General features: G+C 63.2%; 20 protein-coding genes. 8 read left to right on the top strand and 12 right to left on the bottom strand.

What is annotated here, in order from left to right:
* Positions 1–7: 7 nt before the first annotated feature.
* Entirely contained in the window at positions 8–556 is a 549-nt protein-coding gene (locus tag ABE528_RS19340; RefSeq protein WP_346653801.1) for a cysteine hydrolase family protein, read from the top strand.
* A 12-nt stretch (positions 557–568) separates the two neighbouring features.
* Here the strand turns inward: ABE528_RS19340 and ABE528_RS19335 are convergent, their stop codons facing one another.
* The gene (locus ABE528_RS19335) at positions 569–1,132 is read right to left on the bottom strand and encodes an XRE family transcriptional regulator (protein ID WP_346653800.1); all 564 of its coding nucleotides are present in this window, start codon (positions 1,130–1,132) and stop codon (positions 569–571) included.
* 83 nt (positions 1,133–1,215) lie between these two features.
* Between ABE528_RS19335 and ABE528_RS19330 the strand changes: the two genes are divergently transcribed.
* From ABE528_RS19330 to ABE528_RS19300, 7 genes are all read left to right on the top strand, one after another.
* Positions 1,216–2,166, top strand: a complete 951-nt coding sequence (locus tag ABE528_RS19330) for a DMT family transporter (RefSeq protein WP_152958671.1) — start codon at positions 1,216–1,218, stop codon at positions 2,164–2,166.
* 149 nt (positions 2,167–2,315) lie between these two features.
* Positions 2,316–5,231, top strand: a complete 2,916-nt coding sequence (locus ABE528_RS19325; RefSeq protein ID WP_346653799.1) for a monovalent cation/H+ antiporter subunit A — start codon at positions 2,316–2,318, stop codon at positions 5,229–5,231.
* Positions 5,231–5,575, top strand: a complete 345-nt coding sequence (locus ABE528_RS19320) for a Na+/H+ antiporter subunit C (protein ID WP_003250128.1) — start codon at positions 5,231–5,233, stop codon at positions 5,573–5,575. Before ABE528_RS19325 ends, ABE528_RS19320 begins: the two co-directional genes overlap by 1 nt.
* Complete coding sequence (locus tag ABE528_RS19315; protein ID WP_152958667.1) at positions 5,572–7,251, top strand: monovalent cation/H+ antiporter subunit D; 1,680 nt, start codon at positions 5,572–5,574, stop codon at positions 7,249–7,251. The genes ABE528_RS19320 and ABE528_RS19315 overlap by 4 nt, the downstream gene beginning before the upstream one ends.
* Positions 7,248–7,736 (top strand): Na+/H+ antiporter subunit E, encoded by a 489-nt coding sequence (locus tag ABE528_RS19310; RefSeq protein WP_152958665.1) that lies wholly within the window; start codon positions 7,248–7,250, stop codon positions 7,734–7,736. The genes ABE528_RS19315 and ABE528_RS19310 overlap by 4 nt, the downstream gene beginning before the upstream one ends.
* Complete coding sequence (locus tag ABE528_RS19305; RefSeq protein ID WP_103446664.1) at positions 7,733–8,011, top strand: K+/H+ antiporter subunit F; 279 nt, start codon at positions 7,733–7,735, stop codon at positions 8,009–8,011. Before ABE528_RS19310 ends, ABE528_RS19305 begins: the two co-directional genes overlap by 4 nt.
* On the top strand, positions 8,008–8,373 hold the full coding sequence (locus ABE528_RS19300; protein ID WP_152958663.1) for a Na+/H+ antiporter subunit G: 366 nt from the start codon (positions 8,008–8,010) through the stop codon (positions 8,371–8,373). Before ABE528_RS19305 ends, ABE528_RS19300 begins: the two co-directional genes overlap by 4 nt.
* Before the next feature lie 11 nt (positions 8,374–8,384).
* On the opposite strand, the gene ABE528_RS19295 is transcribed toward ABE528_RS19300, so the two are convergent.
* From ABE528_RS19295 to ABE528_RS19245, 11 genes are all read right to left on the bottom strand, one after another.
* On the bottom strand, positions 8,385–8,597 hold the full coding sequence (locus ABE528_RS19295) for a hypothetical protein (protein ID WP_152958662.1): 213 nt from the start codon (positions 8,595–8,597) through the stop codon (positions 8,385–8,387).
* Positions 8,594–9,064, bottom strand: a complete 471-nt coding sequence (locus tag ABE528_RS19290; RefSeq protein ID WP_085673022.1) for a hypothetical protein — start codon at positions 9,062–9,064, stop codon at positions 8,594–8,596. The genes ABE528_RS19295 and ABE528_RS19290 overlap by 4 nt, the downstream gene beginning before the upstream one ends.
* 511 nt (positions 9,065–9,575) lie before the next feature.
* Positions 9,576–9,770: a hypothetical protein gene (locus ABE528_RS19285; RefSeq protein WP_152958660.1), complete on the bottom strand. Its 195-nt coding sequence runs from the start codon at positions 9,768–9,770 to the stop codon at positions 9,576–9,578.
* 184 nt (positions 9,771–9,954) lie between these two features.
* Complete coding sequence (locus ABE528_RS19280) at positions 9,955–10,359, bottom strand: TraR/DksA C4-type zinc finger protein (RefSeq protein ID WP_027919101.1); 405 nt, start codon at positions 10,357–10,359, stop codon at positions 9,955–9,957.
* Positions 10,360–10,660: 301 nt separating this feature from the next.
* Positions 10,661–11,434 (bottom strand): enoyl-CoA hydratase, encoded by a 774-nt coding sequence (locus ABE528_RS19275; RefSeq protein ID WP_152958658.1) that lies wholly within the window; start codon positions 11,432–11,434, stop codon positions 10,661–10,663.
* Positions 11,435–11,447: 13 nt separating this feature from the next.
* Positions 11,448–12,575 carry an acyl-CoA dehydrogenase gene (locus ABE528_RS19270; RefSeq protein WP_152958656.1) on the bottom strand — a complete coding sequence of 376 codons (1,128 nt, stop codon included), beginning with the start codon at positions 12,573–12,575 and terminating at the stop codon, positions 11,448–11,450.
* Between the two features lie 8 nt (positions 12,576–12,583).
* On the bottom strand, positions 12,584–13,777 hold the full coding sequence (locus ABE528_RS19265) for an acetyl-CoA C-acyltransferase (RefSeq protein WP_346653798.1): 1,194 nt from the start codon (positions 13,775–13,777) through the stop codon (positions 12,584–12,586).
* 11 nt (positions 13,778–13,788) lie between these two features.
* Positions 13,789–14,556 (bottom strand): SDR family NAD(P)-dependent oxidoreductase, encoded by a 768-nt coding sequence (locus ABE528_RS19260; protein ID WP_346653797.1) that lies wholly within the window; start codon positions 14,554–14,556, stop codon positions 13,789–13,791.
* A 14-nt stretch (positions 14,557–14,570) separates the two neighbouring features.
* Positions 14,571–16,217 carry an acyl-CoA synthetase gene (locus ABE528_RS19255; protein ID WP_346653796.1) on the bottom strand — a complete coding sequence of 549 codons (1,647 nt, stop codon included), beginning with the start codon at positions 16,215–16,217 and terminating at the stop codon, positions 14,571–14,573.
* 90 nt (positions 16,218–16,307) lie between these two features.
* A complete protein-coding gene (locus tag ABE528_RS19250; RefSeq protein WP_346653795.1) occupies positions 16,308–20,882 on the bottom strand; it encodes an NEL-type E3 ubiquitin ligase domain-containing protein in 4,575 nt (1,524 codons plus the stop codon).
* 57 nt (positions 20,883–20,939) lie between these two features.
* Positions 20,940–21,962 carry an AraC family transcriptional regulator gene (locus ABE528_RS19245; RefSeq protein ID WP_152958638.1) on the bottom strand — a complete coding sequence of 341 codons (1,023 nt, stop codon included), beginning with the start codon at positions 21,960–21,962 and terminating at the stop codon, positions 20,940–20,942.
* Positions 21,963–21,971 lie beyond the last annotated feature (9 nt).

Here is a 21,971-nt window from a genome sequence, read left to right as displayed (position 1 = left end):
AGGCAGCATGAGCAAGCAGGCCCTGATCATCATCGACATCCAGAACGACTACTTCCCGGGCGGCAAATGGACCCTTGACGGTGCCGACAAGGCAGCTGACAACGCCGCACGCCTGCTCGCTGCGGCACGCGACAAGGGCGACCTGGTGGTTCATGTGAAGCATGAGTTCGAGAGTGCCGATGCCCCCTTCTTCGCGCCGGGCTCCCCGGGCGCGGCCATCCATGAGAAGGTCGCGCCTGCGGCGGGCGAGCCGGTAGTGCTCAAGCATAAGGTCAACGCGTTTCTCGGTACTGACTTGAAGCAGACGCTGGACCAGCATCAGGTCAAGGCCGTGACCATCGTCGGCAGCATGAGCCACATGTGCATCGACGCCGCTTCGCGCGCCGCTGCCGACTTCGGCTTCGACGTCACCGTGGCACACGATGCCTGCGCCACCTTGCCGCTGGAGTTCGATGGCAAGCAGGTACCGGCCGCCCATGTGCACGACTCGGCCATGGCTGCATTGGCGTTCGCCTATGCCAAGGTGGTAAAGACCGACGAACTGCTCAAGGGCTGACCCTGAAAACTGTCAGATCACCACATTACGCACGAAGCGCACGGGCACTGCCCCATCATTGCGGTAGGCATAGCGGCAGTTGCTGGGGAACACATGGAACTGCCCGACCTGCAGGCAGTGCTCGGCGCCTTCGATAATCAGCGTCAACTGGCCTTCGGCCACGTAGATCTGCTCGCTCCAGCCCTCGGCATCGGCTTCGCTGGTGTAGCACTCGCCAGGCGCGAGGGTCCACTCCCAGATTTCCACTTCGCGCCGGGCACTGCTGCTGGCCAGCAGCACAGCCTTGCTCTGCGGGTGCTCGCCGGTCCAGGCAAGCTCGTCGATGCGGCTGGGGTCGCGCTGATCCGGGGCCTGGATCAGGGTGCTGAACGCGACCCCGAGCGCTTCGGCAATCAGGTCGAGGGTGGTCAGGCTGACATTCTTCTCGCCTGCCTCGATCGCCACCAGCATCCTCCGGCTGACCCCGGAGCGTTCGGCCAGTGCGCTCTGGCTCAACCCGGCCGCGTTGCGCAAGCTGCGGACATTGAGGCTGACATGCTGCAGCACCGATGCACGGTGCGCGGAATCTTTGTGCACTATATTGCTCACTTGTACGGATTGCGCAGTATACTGCCCACTTTGCGGCAATTGTGCGCCGCCCCCTCCGAGTGCGCAAGACCATGAACCAACCGACCAGCAGCCCACAGACCGCGGTAACTTTTCGCCTGAGCAAGGCGGAAATGGTGCTGGTGTTCATCACCATGCTGTGGGGCGGTACCTTCCTGCTGGTACACAACGTCATGACCGTAAGCGGCCCGATGTTCTTCGTCGGCCTGCGCTTCGCCGCGGCGGCGCTGTTCGTCGGCATGGCTTCGGCGCGTGCATTGCCCGGCCTGACCTTCACCGAACTGAAAGCCGGCGTGCTGATCGGCGTGTCGATCATGCTGGGCTACGGCCTGCAGACCATGGGCCTGCAAACCATCAGCAGCAGCCAGTCGGCATTCATCACGGCGCTGTATGTCCCGTTCGTACCATTGCTGCAGTGGCTGGTGCTGGGCCGTCGCCCAGGGCTGATGCCGAGCATCGGCATTTGCCTGGCGTTCGTCGGCCTGATGCTGCTGGCCGGCCCCGAAGGCGGCGTATTGCATTTCAGCGAAGGTGAAGTGGTCACCCTGGTGAGTGCCGTGGCCATCGCCGCCGAGATCATCCTGATCAGCCGCTTCGCCGGCCAGGTCGATGTGCGCCGGGTCACCGTGGTGCAGTTGGCGACCGCTTCGCTGCTGGCGTTCCTGATGATCGTGCCGACCCAGGAGCGTCTCCCGGATTTTTCCTGGTTGCTGTTGCTCAGCGCGCTGGGGCTGGGCGCCATGAGCGCGGTGATCCAGGTGGCGATGAACTGGGCGCAGAAGTCGGTTTCCCCCACCCGCGCCACGCTGATCTACGCGGGCGAGCCGGTATGGGCCGGCGTCGTCGGGCGCATTGCCGGCGAGCGCCTGCCAGGCATCGCACTGATCGGCGCGTTGCTGATCGTCATCGCCGTGGTGGTCAGCGAGCTGAAGATCCGGCGCAACCGTGAAACCAGCGAAATGCTCGAAGCGCCAGCCCCCCGCAAAACCGAAGCCGGCCTGTAAAGTGCCCGGCAGCGTCTATGCTCTGTAAAAAACTGTTATAAAAAAACAGCTTGTCACAGCGCTTTTGTAGGATTCTGCGACAGCTTGCGTGTTGGTGATCAACGGCCCGGCACGTATGATCCTTGCAAACCTTTCCAGAATAGAACGCTATGTCATTGATAGTGCTACTGCTTCTGCCGTTCGTGGGCAGTTGCCTGGCAGCTGCGCTGCCGCACAACGCACGTAATGCCGAGTCCATCCTTGCCGGGCTCGTGGCCCTGGTCGGCACCGTTCAGGTAGCACTGCTGTACCCACAGATTGCCAATGGCGGCGTGATCCGCGAAGAACTGCTGTGGCTGCCCAGCCTGGGCCTGAACCTGGTCCTGCGTATGGACGGTTTCGCCTGGCTGTTCTCATTGCTGGTTCTGGGCATCGGCACCCTGGTGTCACTGTATGCGCGCTATTACATGTCGCCGCAGGACCCGGTACCGCGCTTCTTCGCCTTCTTCCTGGCGTTCATGGGCGCCATGCTCGGGCTGGTGATCTCCGGCAACCTGATCCAGCTGGTGTTCTTCTGGGAACTGACCAGCCTGTTCTCGTTCTTGCTGATCGGTTACTGGCATCACCGCGCCGACGCCCGCCGCGGCGCCTACATGGCCTTGATGGTCACGGGGGCCGGGGGCTTATGCCTGCTGGTCGGGGCCCTGCTGCTCGGCCATGTGGTCGGCAGCTACGACCTGGACAAGGTCCTGGCTGCCGGCGAAACCATCCGCCAGCACGCCCTGTACCCGGTGCTGCTGCCCCTTATCCTGATCGGCGCATTGAGCAAGAGTGCGCAATTCCCCTTCCAGTTCTGGCTGCCCCATGCCATGGCGGCACCCACTCCGGTTTCCGCCTACCTGCACTCGGCGACCATGGTCAAGGCCGGCGTGTTCCTGCTGGCGCGCCTCTGGCCGGTGCTATCGGGCAGTGAAGAGTGGTTCTGGATCGTTGGCGGCGCGGGTGCCATCACCCTGTTGCTGGGCGCCTTCGCCGCGATGTTCCAGAACGACCTCAAGGGCCTGCTGGCCTATTCGACCATCAGCCATCTGGGCCTGATCACCCTGCTGCTGGGCCTCAACAGCCCGCTGGCCGCAGTCGCCGCCGTCTTCCACATTCTCAACCACGCCACCTTCAAGGCCTCGCTGTTCATGGCCGCCGGCATCATCGACCATGAAAGCGGTACCCGTGACATCCGCCGCCTGAGCGGCCTGATTCGCCTGGTGCCCTACACCGCGACCCTGGCCATGGTGGCCAGCGCCTCGATGGCCGGCGTGCCGTTGATGAACGGTTTCCTGTCCAAGGAAATGTTCTTTGCCGAAACCGTGTTCATCAGCTCCACCGCCTGGGTCGAAGCGACCCTTCCGGTGATTGCCACCCTCGCCGGGACCTTCAGCGTCGCCTATGCCCTGCGCTTCACCGTCGACGTGTTCTTCGGGCCTAAGGCAGAGGACCTGCCGCACACGCCCCACGAACCACCCCGCTGGATGCGCGCACCAGTGGAACTGCTGGTACTCGCCTGCCTGGTGGTGGGTATCTTCCCGGCCCAGTCGGTCGGCCCACTGCTGGCCGCCGCTGCACTGCCGGTGGTGGGTGGCACGCTGCCAGAATACAGCCTGGCCATCTGGCACGGCTGGAATGCCCCACTGATCATGAGCCTGGTGGCCATGAGCGGCGGTATCGTGCTTTACCTGCTGCTGCGCAACCAGCTGCGCCGTGGGCGCTTCCCGAATCCGCCGCTGATCGAGCGCTTCAACGGCAAGCGCCTGTTCGAACACGGTCAGGTCTGGCTGATGCTGCTGGCGCGGCGCATCGAGCGCATGCTGACCAGCCGCCGCCTGCAGTCGCAACTGTTCATGCTGGTGCTGGCAGCCTTCATCGCCGGCCTCACGCCGATGCTGTACAGCGGCCTTAGCTGGGGTGACCGGCCGAAGATTCCGGGTTCCGGGGTGTTCGTCGCGCTGTGGCTGATCGCTATCGCCTGCGCCATCGGTGCGGCCTACCAGGCCAAGTACCATCGCCTGGCCGCGCTGATCATGGTCGGCGTCTGCGGCCTGATGACCTGCATTACCTTTGTCTGGTTCTCCGCCCCTGACCTGGCCCTGACCCAACTGGTGGTCGAGGTGGTCACCACGGTGCTGATCCTGCTCGGCCTGCGCTGGCTGCCGCGGCGTATCGAAGGCGTGTCGCCGCTGCCCGGCAGCCTCGACCGGGCCCGCGCCCGGCGCCTGCGCGACCTGCTGCTGGCGGTGCTGGTCGGTGGTGGCATGGCCGTGCTGTCCTACTCCATGCTGACCCGGCCGACACCCAACGACATCTCGTCGTTCTACCTCAGCCGCGCCCTGCCGCAAGGCGGCGGCAGCAACGTGGTCAACGTGATGCTGGTGGACTTCCGCGGCTTCGATACCCTTGGCGAGATTACTGTGCTGGTGGCCGTGGCGCTGACCGTGTTCGCCCTGCTGCGGCGCTTCCGCCCGCCCAAAGAGAGCATGCAGTTACCGGCCCAGCAGCGTCAGCTGGCGCCAGACGTGGTCACCGACCTGATCAACCCGCGGCATGCCACCGACACCGCCCTGGGCTTCATGATGGTGCCGGCAGTGCTGGTGCGCCTGCTGCTGCCGATCGCCCTGCTGGTGTCGATGTACCTGTTCATGCGCGGCCATAACCAGCCGGGCGGCGGTTTTGTCGCCGGCCTGGTGATGTCGGTGGCGTTCATCCTTCAGTACATGGTTGCCGGCACCCAGTGGGTCGAGGCGCAGATGAGCCTGCGGCCGCTGCGCTGGATGGGCACCGGGCTGCTCTGCGCGACCTTGACCGGGGTTGGCGCCATGCTGTTCGGCTATCCATTCCTCACCACCCATACCGCTCACCTGCACCTGCCACTGCTCGGCGATGTGCACGTGGCCAGCGCGCTGTTCTTCGACATCGGCGTGTTCACCGTGGTGGTCGGCTCGACCCTGCTGATCCTCACCGCCCTGGCGCACCAGTCGGTGCGCGCCTACCGCCCGGGCAGCCCATCGAAATCCAGCCAAGCAGGAGCCGCCTGATGGAAGAAGTCATTGCAGTCGCCATCGGTGTACTGGCCGCCTCGGGGGTGTGGTTGATCCTGCGCCCACGGACCTACCAGGTGATCATGGGCCTGTGCCTGCTGTCGTATGGGGTCAACCTGTTCATCTTCAGCATGGGTAGCCTGTTCATCGGCAAGGAGCCGATCATCAAGGATGGCGTGACCCAGGACCTGCTGCACTACACCGACCCCCTGCCACAGGCGCTGGTACTCACGGCCATTGTCATCAGCTTTGCCATGACCGCACTGTTCCTGGTGGTGCTGCTGGCATCGCGCGGCCTGACCGGCACCGACCATGTGGATGGCCGGGAGCGTGATGAATGAGTGGCATGAGTCAACTGATCGTCGCCCCCATCCTGCTGCCGCTGCTGACTGCCGCAGTGATGCTGCTGCTTGGCGAGAAGCATCGCCGGATCAAGGCACGCCTGAACCTGCTGTCGACCTTCACCGGGCTGGCCATCGCAGTCAGCCTGCTGCTGTGGGTGCGTACCCAGGGGCAGGCGGAATCGATCGGCGTCTACCTGCCGGGCAACTGGCCCGCGCCCTTTGGTATCGTGCTGGTGGTGGATCATCTGTCAGCACTGCTGCTGACCCTGACGGGTGTCATCGGCATCAGCGCCCTGCTGTTCGCCCGCGCCCGTTGGGATGGCGCCGGCGCCAGCTTCCATGCGTTGTTCCAGATCCAGCTGATGGGCCTGTATGGCGCCTTCCTCACCGCAGACCTGTTCAACCTGTTCGTGTTCTTCGAGGTATTGCTGGCCGCCTCCTACGGCTTGCTGCTGCATGGCTCGGGCCGGGCGCGGGTGCGGGCCGGGCTGCATTACATTGCCATCAACCTGTTCGCCTCATCGTTGTTCCTGGTGGGTGCGGCGATGCTGTATGGCGTGACCGGCACCCTCAACATGGCCGACCTGGCCCTGAAGGTCCCGCTGGTGCCTGAAGCTGATCGTGGCCTGCTGCATGCCGGCGCGGCAATCCTGGCCATGGCCTTTCTGGCCAAGGCCGGCATCTGGCCGCTGAATTTCTGGCTGGTGCCCGCCTATGCCTCGGCCAGTGCGCCAGTCGCCGCGCTGTTCGCCATCATGACCAAGGTCGGTCTGTACGCCGTGCTGCGCCTGTGGACCCTGCTGTTCTCCGGGCAGGCAGGGGCATCGGCGTATTTCGGCGGGCAATGGCTGATCTACGGTGGCCTGGTGACCCTTGCCGTGGCAGCGGTGTCGATACTGGCCGCGCAACGCCTGGAGCGCATGGCCGCACTGAGCATCCTGGTTTCCGCCGGCACCCTGCTCGGCGCGGTCGGTTTCGCCCAACCCGCGCTCACTGGCGCAGCGCTGTTCTACCTGGTCAACTCGACCCTGGCGCTGTGCGCGCTGTTCCTGCTCGCCGAACTGGTCGAGCGCTCGCGTTCGGCCAACGAAGCACCGCTGGATGAAGAAGAAGACGCCATGCCTTCACCGCTCGAGTCGCTGCACCCACCCAAGGGCATCAACCTCGACGACGAGCAGAAGGTGGTCATCGGCCAGATCATTCCCTGGACCATGGCGTTTCTCGGCCTGAGCTTCATCGCCTGCGCCCTGCTGATCATCGGCATGCCACCGCTATCCGGGTTCGTCAGCAAACTCAACCTCATCAGCGCGCTGTTCAACCCACAGGGCCTGGGCATGCCAACCGAGCAACCACTGTCGGTGGCAGCTTGGGTGCTGGTGGCCCTGCTGATTCTGTCGGGCATGGCTTCGCTGATCGCCTTCGGCCGGGTCGGCATCCAGCGCTTCTGGAAACCCGAAGAGCGCCCGTCACCCGTGCTGCGCCGCTATGAGTGCCTGCCGATCGTGATCCTGCTCGGCCTGTGCATCATCCTCAGTTTCAGGGCAGAACCGCTGCTGCGCTACACCCAGGATACCGCCGCCAGCCTGCAGGCACCGGACACCTACATCGAAGCCGTGATGGCCGCCCGCCCCATCCCCGGCCCGACCACACTCGACGTACAGGTGCAGCCATGAGCCGACTGTTCCCCGCTCCTCTGCTGTCTGCTGCATTGTTCGTGCTGTGGTTGCTGTTGAACCTGTCGCTCAGCCCCGGCAACCTGTTGCTGGGTGCAGCACTTGGCGTGCTGGCCCCGCTGCTGATGGCACCGTTGCGCCCGCAACACGCGCATGTGCGCAAACCCTGGGTGGTGGCAAGGCTGATTGGCCGGGTCGGCATCGATGTCATCCATTCCAACCTGCTGGTCGCCATTGGCGTGCTGCGCGCCGGGCAACGCCCACCGCGCTCTGCCTTCGTGCATATCCCGCTGGACCTGCGCGACGCCCACGGCCTCGCGGCACTGTCGATGATCACCACGGTGGTGCCCGGCACCGTGTGGTCGGAGCTGGCCCTGGACCGCAGCGTACTGCTGCTGCATGTGTTCGACCTGGACGACGAAACGGCCTTCATCGAGCACTTCAAGCTCACCTACGAACGCCCGTTGATGGAGATCTTCGAATGACAGGCCTGCTCGCCAACGCAGTCCTCGCCAGCCTGTTCATCTTCGCCCTGGCCATGGGCCTGGCGTTGATCCGGCTGTTCCGCGGCCCTTCCGCCCAGGACCGGGTGCTGGCGCTGGACTACCTGTACATCCTGGGCATGCTGACGATGCTGGTGCTGGGGATCCGCTATGCCAGTGACACCTACTTCGAGGGTGCACTGCTGATTGCCCTGTTCGGCTTTGTCGGCTCGTTCGCCCTGGCCAAGTTCCTGTTGCGTGGTGAGGTGATCGAATGACCGAAACCCTTGAACTGCCGTTCTGGCTGGAGCTGGTCACTGCCGCCCTGCTGCTGATCGGCAGCCTCTTTGCGCTGATCGGCGCCATTGGCCTGCTGCGCCTGAAAGACTACTTTCAGCGCATGCACCCGCCAGCACTGGCGTCGACCATCGGCGCCTGGTGCGTGGCGCTGGCATCGATCATCTACTTTTCCTGGCTCAAGGGTAGCCCGGTGCTGCACGCCTGGCTGATTCCTATCCTGCTGTCGATCACCGTACCGGTCACTACCCTGCTGCTGGCCAGGGCAGCGCTGTTCCGCAAGCGCATGGCGAGAGAAGCCGTACCGGAAGAAGTGAGCAGCGGCCGCGATCACGGCCATTGAAACAGCTGAGCTCAGCCCTGGGCCAGGCGCTGCAACTCGCGCCGCACCATCGCGGCATAAGGTGGAGGGCTCAGCTGATACAACTGGGCTGCCACCCAGGTCAACCAGCCCGAGCCCATCGCCTCACGTTGCGCCAGCAGGCGCTGGGCCTCGGCCATGGCTTGCGCCTGGTGTTGCCGATGAAAATCGGCACGCGTCCCAGGCGCTTCGTCACTTTCGCTCATTCACTGGCCTTGAAGGTGGTCAGCTCGCCCTTGCGCCACTTGGCGACCTTGCCGGTCACCGCCTTGAGCAACTTGCCCAGGCCTTCCTGAACCTGTTGTTGCGCGGCAAACACCAGCATCACACCCTGGCCTTCGCGGAACACGATGCCCTCGCCTTCCGGCACCGAAACAAAGGCGTAGTCGCCCACACCGTAAACGTTCAGTTTGATTTCGCGAAAGCGCATTTCCAGTTTGCCGCCTTCGCGGCTAGGCAAAACGGCGGCGCGGAAGTGATCGCCGACCTTCAATTCCAGGCGCTGCTTGTCATCGACCACCAAGGCGCTCTCGGTGTCGATTTCGGCCATGTACAGGCCTTCGGGGTTCTGTTCGGTGACATAGATGAAACGGCCCTGAAATAGCTTGGCCAACTTGCCGCGCAAATCGCCCAGGGCAAACAAGGCGTGGGTATCCAGTGTACTGACTGCCAATGAAGTAATCCTCAAACCGGTGACATCCGCCCTCACTCGGAGTCGGTGAGGCGCGGCCATTTCAATTCAATAGGCGAAAAGAATAATAAAGTGATGCACGAATCGTCTGTGCCTGCTGGCGATGCAGCTCGCAGGAAACTTTACTCTGGCTTGCCAGACGTAGCCTCAAAACAGGCTTTCGGCATATTCCCTATCAGGGAAGCGTAATGTCTGACAACAAACCCGCCAGAAAAGATGCGATAGATAACGGCTGGCCCCTCGGCAGAACGGGCTCAGGCATCCATCAGCGCATTACCGGGGAATAAATATGCACGAAAACACTGAAATCCGTCGAGAGGTAAAGAACATTTCTTACCTAACATGCGTCAGTAACAGGCCACGTTACGTCGTCATACCCGCAGGGGTCGAGTTTTTCCATATTACCGAAAGCGCCACTGGCAGAGTCAAAGGCTTTCGTCGACTGCACCGCGATGCCTGCGCACTGGCCCGTAGCCTGGAAGCGTGAACACGCTCAGGCAGCGTGGCCATCCTGCATGAGCTGCAACCAGGCAGCCTGGCATTCCACGGCCTCGCGACGGGTGGCGAACGCTGTGCCACGGCGCTCGCCATTGACCAGGACTACCCAACAGACGCGCTTGCCCAGTGCCTGCAAGCCTGCTGGCACACCTGAACCGATCATCACGGCGACATCGACTCGGCTGTTCATCTCGACCTCCGGCACTTAGATAGCACCCTAACGATAAGGCCATGATACGCCCAGCGACTGCCGTGTAACAGCGCATACCGGTACAGCAGTGTTGCATCCTGAGCAACAAACAGTGCAAGCCCTTCACGCACGAAACGCAAAAAGCCCCAGGGATTGCTCCGTGGGGCTTTGCACACTGCGCGGGTCAGACCTGGCGCTGGTGCCGATCGAGCTGCTCGTGGCGCTCCTGGGCTTCGATGCAGTACTTGGTGGTCGGGCTGATCAGCAGACGCTTCAGGCCGATCGGCTCACCACTGTCATCGCACCAGCCGAAGCTCTCGTCGGAGATACGGTCCAGGGCCATTTCCAGTTGCGGCAGCAAGCGCTGGTCGCGGTCGATGGCATTCACCAGCCAGCTGCGCTCTTCCTCGACCGAAGCCACGTCGGCAGGGTCGGACGGAGTGTCCAGGCCTTCGATGGTGGCGCGGCTCAGCTCGATGCGTTCATGGGTTTCGACTTTCATCGCCTGTAGCAGGCCAGCAAAGAAAGCCAGCTGGTCAGCGTTCATGTAGTCATCGGCCGACATGGCCAGCAACTGTTCCTTGGTCATCGATTTCTCTATGAAAAAATGTGCATTTGGGCGATTCAGGTGCCGCCGACGCCTTGACATCGGCAGCGGAATTCTTCAAGCGCCAACCGGCACTCTTTTACAGGGGGCGGCAGTCTAAGGCGCCACGTCGCGTGGAGCAACTGCAATTGGGTGCGAATTTGCTTCTATTGTGCAGAATCCGCTGGTCGGTGGGTGCCACAACATTTGCAGCGCCTGTTAGATCAAGCGCCGCCTGCGATGCGCCGCGGGGGCGGCGCTCGATCTAACAGGACGACGAACCTCTCAAGGCATGCACAAAGACTCAACGATCCTTGAACTGCGCCTCGCGCTTGGCGATGAAGGCCGCCATGCCCTCTTTCTGGTCTTCGGTGGCAAACGCGGCATGGAAAACCCGACGCTCGAAGCGCACGCCTTCACTGAGCGTGACCTCAAAGGCACGGTTGACGCTTTCCTTGACCATCATGCTGACCGGGATCGACTTGCTGGCGATGGTCGCCGCCACCTTCAGCGCCTCCTCCACCAGTTCGGCCTGCGGCACGATGCGCGCCACCAGGCCAGCGCGTTCAGCTTCCTCCGCGCCCATCAGGCGCCCGGTCAGGCACAGCTCCATAGCCTTGGCCTTGCCCACCGCGCGGGTCAGGCGTTGGGTGCCGCCCATGCCCGGCAGCACGCCGAGATTGATCTCCGGCTGGCCGAACTTGGCGTTGTCGGCTGCCAGGATGAAGTCGCACATCATCGCCAGCTCACAGCCGCCACCCAAGGCAAAGCCGGACACTGCAGCAATGATCGGCTTGCGACGGTTGGCGATGCGGTCCGAATCGCTGAACAGGTCCTCGACGTAGATCTGCGGATATTGCAGCTCGGCCATTTCCTTGATGTCGGCGCCAGCGGCAAAAGCCTTGGCGGAACCTGTCAGCACCACGCAGCCGATGTTCGGGTCACGCTCGAGCTGGTCCAGGGCCTGGTTGATCTCGCTGACGATCTGCGCGTTCAGTGCGTTCAACGCCTGCGGGCGGTTAAGGGTGATCAGGCCAACCTTGCCGTGGATATCCAACAGGATGGTTTCGAATGCCATGCAGTCTGCTCCTTCAAAGATTACGCGCAATGACCATGCGCTGAATGTCGCTGGTGCCTTCGTAGATCTGGCAAACCCGAACGTCGCGGTAGATCCGCTCCAGCGGGAAGTCGCTCAGATAGCCATATCCGCCCAGGGTCTGCAAGGCATCCGAACAGACCTTTTCGGCCATTTCCGAGGCAAAAAGCTTGGCCATCGACGCTTCCACCAGCGCCGGCCGCCCGGCATCTCGCAGTGCGGCGGCATGCAGCACCATCTGCCGAGCCACGGCAATCTTGGTCGCCATGTCGGCCAGGCGGAAGGCCACGGCCTGGTGTTCGATCAGCGGCTTGCCGAAGCTCTGGCGCTCGTTGGCGTAGTCGCGTGCCACTTCGAAGGCCGCACGGGCCATGCCCACCGCCTGCGAAGCGATACCGATACGACCACCTTCGAGGTTGGCCAGGGCGATCTTGTAGCCCTCGCCTTCCGCGCCCAGGCGGTTGGCCACCGGCACACGCACATTGTCGAAGACGATCTGGCAGGTGTCGGAGGCATGCTGGCCAAGCTTGTCTTCGACCCTCGCCACCTGGTAACCCGGTGAATCGGTAGGGACGATGAAGGCGCTGATGCCACGCTTGCCGGCATCCGGGTCGGTCACGGCGAAGACGATCACCACACCGGCATTCTGCCCCGAAGTGATGAACTGCTTGCTGCCCGTGAGCACATAGTGCTCCCCCTCAAGCCGTGCGCGGGCCTTCAGGCTGCTGGCGTCGGAACCGGCCTGCGGCTCGGTGAGGGCGAACGCCCCGAGCATCGAGCCCATGGCCAGTGGCGTGAGGAACTGCTCCTTCTGCTGCTCGTTGCCGAAGCGCAGGATCGGCACACAGCCCACCGAGTTGTGCACGCTCATGATGGTCGAACAAGCGCCATCACCCGCAGCGATCTCTTCCAGCGCCATGGCATAAGCCACGTAACCGGTGTCACTGCCGCCCCACTGCTCCGGCACCAGCATGCCGAACAGGCCGAGTTCGGCCATTTCCGCGATGGCCTCTTTCGGGAAGCGGTGTTCCTTGTCCCATTGCTCGGCGAATGGCTTCAGGCGCTCCTGGGCAAAGGCACGTACCGCATCAGCGATCTGTTGTTGCTCGTCAGTTACCAGCATGGTTCACCTCAGTACAGGCATTCGACGGCCATGGCCGTGGCCTCGCCGCCGCCGATGCAGATGGCTGCCACGCCGCGACGCAGGTTGTTCTGGCGCAGGGCCGACAGCAGAGTCACCAGGATGCGCGCGCCCGAGGCTCCGATCGGGTGGCCCAGGGCGCAGGCGCCGCCGTGGATGTTGACCTTGTCATGCGGCAGGTCGAGGTGCTTCATGGCCGCCAGCGTCACTACGGCAAACGCTTCGTTGATCTCGAACAAGTCGACTTCGCCCAGGCTCCAGCCGGTACGCTTCATCAGCTTGTCGATGGCACCGATCGGCGCGGTCGGGAACAGTGCCGGGGTGTCGGCGAAGGCGGCGTGGCCGTGGATCACCGCCAGCGGCTTGAGGCCACGCTTGTCAGCTTCGGAGCGACGCATCAGCACCAGTGCTGCAGCACCGTCGGAGATGGAGCTGGAGTTGGCGGCCGTCACCGTGCCACCTTCGCGGAAGGCCGGCTTGAGCTGCGGGATCTTGTCCAGGCGCGCCTTGGGCGGTTGTTCGTCATCCTTGATGACACGTTTCTCCTTGCCCTCGGTGACCTCCACCGGCACGATCTCGGCGGCAAAGCGGCCGCCCTTGATAGCATCCTGGGCGCGGGTCAGCGAGGCGATGGCGAATTGGTCCTGGGCTTCACGGCTGAAGGCATTGGCCTGAGCGCAATCTTCGGCGAAGGTCCCCATCAGACGCCCCTTGTCGTAGGCGTCTTCCAGGCCATCCATGAACATGTGGTCGATGATCTTGCCGTGGCCCATGCGGTAACCGCCACGGGCCTTGTCCAGCAGGTAGGGCGCGTTGGTCATGCTTTCCATGCCACCGGCCACGACTACGTCGGCGCTACCGGCCAGCAGCAGGTCATGGGCCATGATCGCCGCCTGCATGCCCGAGCCGCACATCTTGTTCAGGGTAGTGCAGGTGGTGTGCTTGTCCAGCCCGGCACCTAGCGCCGCCTGGCGCGCCGGTGCCTGGCCCAGGCCGGCGGGCAGCACGCAGCCGAACAGCACTTGCTCGACGCTGGTGGCATCGATGCCTGCACGCGCCACTGCACCACGGATGGCGGCGCTGCCCAGCTGCGGCGCGCTCAGGCTCTTGAGGTCACCCTGCAGGCCGCCCATGGGCGTGCGCACGGCGCTGACGATAACAATTGGGTCATTGGCGAGGGTCATGATCGGTCTCCTTACTTGGCAGCCATGCGCAGTGCGCCGTCGAGGCGGATCACCTCGCCGTTGAGCATGCTGTTCTCGATGATGTGGCGGGCCAGCGCAGCGTATTCCTGCGGACGGCCCAGGCGCGGCGGAAACGGTACGCCAGCCGACAGCGAGGCACGCACTTCATCGGTCATGCCGGCCATCATCGGCGTTTCGAAGATGCCCGGGGCGATGGTCATCACACGGATACCGAACCGCGCCAATTCGCGCGCGGCTGGCAAGGTCAGGCTGGCAATGGCGCCCTTGGAGGCCGCGTAGGCGGCCTGGCCGATCTGGCCGTCGTAGGCGGCGATGGAGGCGGTATTGATGATCACTCCACGCTCACCGCCCTCATCGGCCTGCCCTTCGGCCATGGCTGCGGCGGCCAGGCGCAGCAAATTGAAGCTGCCGATCAGGTTGACGTTGATCACCTTGGCGAAACTGGCCAGGCCGTGCGGGCCTTGCTTGCCCAACACCTTCTCGGCACCGACGATGCCGGCGCAGTTGACCAACCCATGCAGGCTGCCAAAGGCGCTGACAGCCGCTTCGACTGCCGCCTGGGCTGCCAGCTCGTCGCTGATGTCGGCCACCGCGAAGTGGGCGTTATCGCCCAGTTCACGCGCCCTGGCCTCGACGGCCTGGGCATTGAGGTCGACCAGCATGACCTTGGCACCGGCCTCTACCAGCATCTGTGCGGTGGCAGCGCCAAGCCCGGAGGCCGCGCCGCTGACGATGAAGTGTTTGTTGGCTATCTGCATGATCCGGTTCCTTTTCAGGCGCTGGCAGGGGTGGCCTGTTGCGCGTGTTGTTTGGCGACTTCCTGATTGCGCAGGATGAAGCGTTGCAGCTTGCCGCTCGGGGTTTTGGGCAGTTCGCTGACGAATTCGATTTCTCGGGGGTAGGCATGCGCGTAAAGGCGCTGGCGCACGTGCTGACGCAGGGTTTCCTCCAGCTCGGCGCTGCCCTGGTAACCGTTGGCCAATACGACGAAGGCCTTGATCAGTTCGGTGCGTTCGGGGTCCGGTTTGCCGATCACCGCCGCTTCGATCACCGCAGGGTGCTCGATCAGCGCGCTTTCCACGTCGAATGGACCCACGCGGTAACCGGAGGTGGTGATCACATCATCGCTGCGGCCAACGAAACTGATACTGCCGTCCTGGTTCAGTTCGACAGTGTCGCCACTCAGGTAGTACTTGCCGACAAAGGCCTTGGTCGGTAAGCCGTGGTAGCCAGCAAACCAGCACAGTGGCGACTGCTCACGATCGACCGCGAGGATACCCGGCTGGCCCGCTGGCAACTCATTGCCCTGCTCGCCCAGCACCACGATGCGGTGGCCAGGGATGGCAAAGCCAGCCGAGCCCAGGTGCACGGGGTGCTGCAGGCCGTGGTGGTTGCACAGCACCATGCCCAGTTCGGTCTGGCCGTAATGATCATGGATGGTCACCCCCAGTTCGTCGGCGAACCAGCGGATCACTTCGGGGTTCAGGGGCTCGCCGGCACTGCTGACGACCCGCAGACGGCCTTTGATCGGTGCCGAGAAGTCTTTGCCAGCAGCGATCAGCAAACGGTACGCCGTGGGTGAACCCGCCAGGTTGGTGATGCCCAACTTGCCAATCACCCGCGCACAGCTGTCGACGCTGAACGGGCCATCGTAGAAGGTGGTGGCATGGCCCAGCGCCAGCGGCCCGGTAACTGCGTAGTACAGGCCATAGGCCCAGCCCGGGTCGGCCAGGTTCCAGAAGTTGTCCTCGGGGCGCAGGTCGATGGCATCGCGCATGTAGCCCTGGAAGGCGACGATGGCGCGCAACGGCACCTCCAGCGGCTTGGCCGGGCCTGTCGTACCCGAGGTGAACATCAGCAGGAACGGGTCGTCCCCGCTGCGCATCACCGGCTCACACCCGTCGGCCGCCGCGTCCAGGCACTGCTGGAAATCCAGTTCGCCCTCGCGTGCCTTGACCGTGATGATCGTCGGGCAACCGTTCACATCGTCAAGCTTGGCGCGGTTCTGCGCGTCGGTGATCACTACACGGGCGTGGGACTGTTCCAGGCGATGCTCGATGGCCCGGGGGCCAAAGGCGGTGAACAGCGGCTGGTACACCGCCCCCAGGCGCCAGGTGGCAAGAATCGTTATCAGCAATTCGGCAGTGCGTGGCATCAGGCCGGCCACCCGATCACCTGGCTGCACACCCTGCGCCTTGAGTACATTAGCGAAGCGGGCGGCCTGAGTCTTGAGCTGGTCGAAACTGTAGTGGGCAGTGTTGCCATCACGGTCTTCGCAGATCAGCGCCAGCTTGCCAGCACCGGCATGACGGTCACAGCATTCGACACAGGCATTGAGGGCAGTGAGCTCGCCATGCAGCGCCGCAGCGGCGGCCTGGGCATGGTCGAACGCACGAGCGGCCTCGGCGTATTCGCGCATCGTCGGACTCCTGGTTTCTTGTTTTTGGAGTTGAACCATCGGTCCGACGATGTTCGCGCCGCTAAAGCACGGCGGCAATGGCCTAAGCCGTCAATCTGGATGACTGGTTTGGCCGGTTTCCAGTACTTGCGTGGTCAGCAGTATCTTCAGCCGCGAAAGACGGGCAACCCGATCGGCTGCCAACGCGTCCCACCGCGCCTTGTATTGCTTATCAGTGAGGTTTTCGCGCGCCTCATCCAGCTCAGTCCCAAGCATGTCGAACTCATCGGTTACTGTCGCAAACTCGTCTGGATACTGCGACTGCAGCCAGGTGCTCCAGAATGTCTGCTCACTGAGGAAACGGGCCTTGGCCTCGACGGTTTCGGCCGCGCTCACATAGGCGCGCGCTTTCGCCAGCTGGGCCGAGGTTCCGCCGCTGATGGTCTCGAACCTCATCGAGGCGGGCTGGCCGGGAAGTTGCAGATCCGCTGCCAGATTGACGATGTAGTACAGCCTGGCTTCAATCTGATCCAGCTCAGGCGTCAACTTCAGGCGCTGCTCGATATCTTGATGAATGAAGGCCTCGAGCGTTTCCAGGCGAAACAGCCCTGTACCGAGCTTCAGCAGCTCGTCACGCTGGCCTGGCGCCGCACGTTCAGCGTTGGCGACCAGCACCCGCAGTTGCAGGTCGGCGAAACGCTCGGCAACGCTGTCTGCGCAGGTGACCGGATCGTCAGCAATCGAATGCAGCTCCAGCGCCAGTTGTGCATCGGCATCCATGGCATCGAGCACGCTCCATACCTGGCTGGTAAGCACCGCTCGATAGGTGCTGTTGCGGAAGTCGGCACTTTCGCGCAGCGCGCTCAGAATGTGCAAGATACTGTCTTGTTGCTCAGCATCAGCGTGGGCTGGAAACAGACGATCCCAACGAGCACTGCGCGCTGCTGCGTGCTCGCCTGTGACCCACAGCGCCTTGGCAGAGGGTTCCAGGTTTGCCACCACGTTCGGGCCATGCATCAGATGCGCCGGGCGCGCGTAAAGAAGCTCAAGACGCGTACGCTGAATGGCATTGCGCTCCAGCTGGATGGCCGCACGAAACTCATACGGCATCTGCAAGATCGCATCAGGAATGCCGGTCAGTACATTGGCGTTCAGGTTGACGATGCGAAGTTGCCCGCACTGCTCCAACCCTTCAGGCCACTCCAGCAGACCACAATGCATCAGCAGCAGCTGCCGCAGGGCCGGCACCTGAGCAAAACGCAGCGCCATTGTGCGCAGCGGGTTGAAGTTCAAATTCAGTGAGATGAGGTTGTGAAGTTGCCCCAGGCTACTGGTCGCCGCGTCATTCCACCTGATCCGGTTGTAGGACAGTTGCAGCCGCTGCAACTGAGCCAGCTGACGGATGCCTACAGGTAACACCTGCAGGTTGTTTCTCGACAGATTGAGCCGTTGCAGCCCGACAAAGCAGCTGAAGAACGATTCTGGCACTTCCTGCAGCGGCGTATTGACCATGACCAGGGAAGTGACGAAGTGGAAATCGATCCCTCGGGTCAGTTCAGGCAGTGCGGTTACCTGGCAACCACTCAAATCCAGGATGCGCCCGTCGAAGGCCTGATGCTCCAGATCAATATCCAGTTGCCTGCGCCAGGCCGCGCGCAGCCGCTGCGACAGCTGCTGGCGCGCAGCCAGCTCAGGCTCTGGCGCAGCAGAAACCCATTGGTTCAGACGGCTCTCGAGCATTTGCAGGTTCTGCTCTTCGAAAACCAGCTGGTCGAACGGATCCTCGGCATCCAGCACTCTCTCCATGTGTTCCTGGATCCGCTCAGGAGAGTCGCCCTGGTAAAGCGCCGTCAGTCGACGCCGCAGTTCCAGATAAGCCCCTCGCTGGTTCGAAATGCCGCCACCGAGCGGGTAGCCGACACGACCATCGGGCAGCCGTTGGCCCGGGTTGAACCAGCCTTTGCTTTCAACCTGCCCCAGCAGGGCCATCAGCCGCTGACGTTCGCCTGGCAGTTTGCTCAACACCAATTGGCGCAAGGCATCGGCCGGATTCTCCTGGCCAAGGTCAAGGCGTTCGCGCTGCGCGGGCTCCAGCAGGCAATAGACGGCCTGGAAGAAGTCATCCGGTTCTGTGGGTTGTGCCTCCAGCGCCAGGCCACGATGATCATAGAGGCCGAATTGCCCGTCGCGATGCACCAGGATGTGCTGGGTCGCTTCGGGCGATTGCGGGTTGAGCACCGCCAGCAATCGCCCCGATGAAGAGTTTTCCCTAAGTTCCAATCGCGTCTTCAACGGCCAATGGTCAACCCGCGCGAACAGGTGCAATGCCAGCTCACCTGCCCCGTCGACGTAGCCATTGCGCAACATCAGGCCTTGCTGGGCCCGGTTGAGCCTGGCCAGTTGCAACAATGAACGGGCTCTTTGCGCCACGCTCAACGGCAACCGCCGCCGCAGCTCGATCACCTCCCGCTCAGAGGCACTCAGCGTGGCCACCAGTTCACTGACATAGTCAGGCGGCAAACCGGCAAAATCACGCACGATCACCTGCGCAGCCTGATCGGTGGAGGGCTCGACCTCGGTCAGATGCCTGAACAGCGCCGAACGCAGGCGGCTGGCGTGTTCCTCGAGCGCAACCTGCAAACGCTCGCCTTCCATCCCGGAGAACTCCGGGCGCTGCTTGCACCAATCAAGCAACACCGGGTCCTCGAAACGCATGGCATCGGGATGTTTGCCGAAAAAGCGTTCGACACGTTCGTCGGCCTCGAAACGTCGCAAGGTATCGCGCAAGTTGGCTGGCAGGGCGCGGTTTTCCATGGCAATGCCACGCAACTCATCGGCATCACTGCAGGCGGCTTGCAGCACGCGCTGCGCTTGCAGGGGATCGAGCGGATGCGCCTGAGGCCAAAGCCGATCGAGCAGCTTGGCTTCATCGTCCCAGGCCTGCGGCAGCTCACCACGCACTCGCCAGAAGCGCTCACCGTTACTTTCGACCACGGGGCCATAAGCGTTGGCTCGCAACGGATGCTGGAGGCGCCAGGGCCCCTGCTCCTCAACCTGACGAACCTCGTAATAGTGCTCATCCACACGCAGCAGGCGCCGCGTTCCGTCGTGGTAGAGGCCGTCATCCTCCAGCCTGGCCCCCTGCCCCGAGGTCCGGTAAGCCGTCAGGTCTTCGTTCCACAAACGCTGGGTATTCGGCCCGACGCCTACAGGCTCGAGGCCATCGACAAAAGTACTGCGTGCGAACGCTCCGACAGCAGCGCCAACCCCTGCCGCCACTGCCGTAGTGACGGCGACTGCCGCTACCGTCTCAGCAACGTTCAGCACGTGCTGCAGCGCGTCATGATCATGCCCCTTTGCCCAGTCCTCGACGCCTTCGAACACCTCTTTGCAGACATGCGTCACCAGGTGTGCGAGCAACAACGCCCCGACCACCGGTATGAAGAACCCGGCCAGGCTGGCCAGTCCCCACCCCAGCGAAGCCCAGGCCTCAAGGCGTTCGCGGCTGGCCTTGGCATCGGCATCGGCGGTCGGCACCAGAAGCAGCCGGGCATCTGCCTTGACACGCTCGATCTGCTGGTCGACCCAACGTTTGAAAACGGGGTCATGATGGGTATCGCCCTCCACTTCCAGGTCTGGCACAGCGTCCTTGAGCCGCGATTGCAAGGTACTGAAGAAGGCCGCACGGTCCTCCAGGGCGATCAACTGAATGAACGCCGCGAGCCGGTCGCTGTGCTTGAGTGCACCGGCCATTTCCTTGACCCAGTCCAACTTGGAAGCGAACCAGCGCAACGGCTCTGGCTGACCGGGCAAGTAGACGACAATGCCGTCATCCTGGTCTTCGCCGCCGCGGAGCTGGACAAACAAGGCTTCATGCACACGTACGCCCAGCATCGACATCAGGCCAGGATAGGCTGTGAGTACTGGCGTATCGCCTGGCAGGGCAGGCACGGCAGCGGCCGGAGTGGTGTCGCCATTCGCCACTGCAGAGCCACTGGCACTCGCCATCAAGGCATCCCTGACGTCAGCCTTGATGGTGCCTTTCAGGAACGCCATGTGCACGGCCAACGTGAAGCCTGCCAGCTTGTCTTCCATGAGCAGGGCTGCGTTTCGCTCAAAGACGCTGTCCAGCTGGGTCTGGTAGCGGGCGCCCACGTCCAGCTGGCGGCACGTTGCGATAAAGGCCTCAAGGTCACCCGACAACACCTTGTCGCTGCCCGCAGCAACCAGGCCACTGCCATCCAGCGGCGTGGCATTTTTGGCAAAGTTCTGCATCAGGCGCGCCAGCGCAGGCTGCAGTTTGTACTCGGGCTCCAGACGAGGCACCGAATAGCCTTCCAGGTTGTATACCTTGTCCTGCCACAGCAACTGGCTCAAGGGATGATCGTCTGGCAGCAGATCTGCCAGAGCTTCAGAAAACGCGGTGTCTGCAAACGCATGGGGCGTCACGGCGGCCGCCGTTGCAGCACTCACCTGTTCCTGGGTGGTCTTGTGCTGGAGGTACAGCTTTCGCAACGTGCGGATATCGGCCACAGAAGCCGCCTTGATCCATTGCGGCGTGCGCTGATGGATGAAGGTATCGGTTATCTTTTGGCTGAGTGCAGCAGCATTGACAGGCTTGTCGGCAGCGACTTTGCGGGCGTCTGTAACGTTGGGGAATTTACGGTTGAGCACGGGCGTCTCCAATGCAATGGAAGCGCACACTCTTTCATTGCTTGCCTGCCCGATTCAGAGGGAACTGGCCTACCCGTGTGCTTCGCGTGCATGCGCCAGCGCGCGATAGTGCCCAGGGTTGCAACCGAACCATTTGCGAAACGCCTTGTAGAAAGAGCTGCTGTCGGCAAAGCCCAGGCGCGCCGCAATTTCGCCCATGCCAGGCTCCGCCTGGCTCAGCCACGCGATAGCCAGCTCCCGCCGCACGCTGTCCTTGAGCCCTTGGTAGGTCTGCCCCTCTTCTGCCAGGCGTCGACGCAGGGTGGACGGCGACAGGCACAGTTGCCGTGCCAAGGCATCGCCATCAGGCCAGTGATTGGGGTCCTGATGCAGTAAGTCATGGCGGATGCGCCACCCCAGGCTGGCAGCATCACGGTACTTGACCAGGATGTTGCCAGGGGCCTCGGCCAGAAAGCGCTGCAGCTCCTCCGGCGTGCGCCGCAGTGGCAGGTCGAGGCTCTCAGCACTGATGATCATGCGTGTGCGCGGGCGCTCGAACTGCAGGTTTTGCGAAAACATCACCCGGTAGTCGTCGCAAAACGGGGGCTCGGCGCAGCGCAACTCGATGGCCAGGATCGGGATGCGCCGCCCTGCCAGCCAGCAGGCCAGGCCATGCACGATCATCCAGAAGGTGAAATAGGTGAAGGCGCGCCGCGGCAGGTCGCGAGGCTCGTTGATGACGATTTCGGCCAGTTCGTACTGGCGCACCAGGCTCGGTTGCAGGTCTTCAAGCATCAGCGAGAGGAACTCCAGGGCGGTGTCCAGCCCTGTACCCAGGGTCGGCTGGCCCATGCTTGCCCGGCACATGAAGGCCAGGCTGCCGCTGCGCAGGCCGCGCGGGTCCATGGCGAAGAATTCGTCGTTGCAGCGGCGCGCCAACAGGCGCCACAGCCGCGCATAGGCCTCGGCGCTGACCCGCGCGGCAGGCGCCTGCAATTGCCCGGCGTCGATCCCGGCACGGGCCAGCAGTGCAGCATCCGGCTCGCCCGCCGGGCAGGTCTGCAACAGGGCTTCGCGCACCAGTTGCATGGAGATGGTGTCTTTTTCGCTCATCGGCATTCC

It is taken from the genome of Pseudomonas sp. TWI628 (assembly GCF_039673865.1).
Lineage (GTDB): Bacteria > Pseudomonadota > Gammaproteobacteria > Pseudomonadales > Pseudomonadaceae > Aquipseudomonas.
Note: the sequence above shows the minus strand (reverse complement) of the source record. Positions and strands in the feature narration are given on the sequence as shown.

Coding starts and splice junctions, on each gene's coding strand:
- ABE528_RS19340 (WP_346653801.1), top strand. CDS start 8: ATGAGCAAGCAGGCCCTGATCATCATCGACATCCAGAACGACTACTTC.
- ABE528_RS19330 (WP_152958671.1), top strand. CDS start 1,216: ATGAACCAACCGACCAGCAGCCCACAGACCGCGGTAACTTTTCGCCTG.
- ABE528_RS19325 (WP_346653799.1), top strand. CDS start 2,316: ATGTCATTGATAGTGCTACTGCTTCTGCCGTTCGTGGGCAGTTGCCTG.
- ABE528_RS19320 (WP_003250128.1), top strand. CDS start 5,231: ATGGAAGAAGTCATTGCAGTCGCCATCGGTGTACTGGCCGCCTCGGGG.
- ABE528_RS19315 (WP_152958667.1), top strand. CDS start 5,572: ATGAGTGGCATGAGTCAACTGATCGTCGCCCCCATCCTGCTGCCGCTG.
- ABE528_RS19310 (WP_152958665.1), top strand. CDS start 7,248: ATGAGCCGACTGTTCCCCGCTCCTCTGCTGTCTGCTGCATTGTTCGTG.
- ABE528_RS19305 (WP_103446664.1), top strand. CDS start 7,733: ATGACAGGCCTGCTCGCCAACGCAGTCCTCGCCAGCCTGTTCATCTTC.
- ABE528_RS19300 (WP_152958663.1), top strand. CDS start 8,008: ATGACCGAAACCCTTGAACTGCCGTTCTGGCTGGAGCTGGTCACTGCC.
- ABE528_RS19295 (WP_152958662.1), bottom strand. CDS start 8,597: ATGAGCGAAAGTGACGAAGCGCCTGGGACGCGTGCCGATTTTCATCGG.
- ABE528_RS19285 (WP_152958660.1), bottom strand. CDS start 9,770: ATGAACAGCCGAGTCGATGTCGCCGTGATGATCGGTTCAGGTGTGCCA.
- ABE528_RS19280 (WP_027919101.1), bottom strand. CDS start 10,359: ATGACCAAGGAACAGTTGCTGGCCATGTCGGCCGATGACTACATGAAC.
- ABE528_RS19275 (WP_152958658.1), bottom strand. CDS start 11,434: ATGGCATTCGAAACCATCCTGTTGGATATCCACGGCAAGGTTGGCCTG.
- ABE528_RS19270 (WP_152958656.1), bottom strand. CDS start 12,575: ATGCTGGTAACTGACGAGCAACAACAGATCGCTGATGCGGTACGTGCC.
- ABE528_RS19265 (WP_346653798.1), bottom strand. CDS start 13,777: ATGACCCTCGCCAATGACCCAATTGTTATCGTCAGCGCCGTGCGCACG.
- ABE528_RS19260 (WP_346653797.1), bottom strand. CDS start 14,556: ATGCAGATAGCCAACAAACACTTCATCGTCAGCGGCGCGGCCTCCGGG.
- ABE528_RS19255 (WP_346653796.1), bottom strand. CDS start 16,217: ATGCGCGAATACGCCGAGGCCGCTCGTGCGTTCGACCATGCCCAGGCC.
- ABE528_RS19245 (WP_152958638.1), bottom strand. CDS start 21,962: ATGAGCGAAAAAGACACCATCTCCATGCAACTGGTGCGCGAAGCCCTG.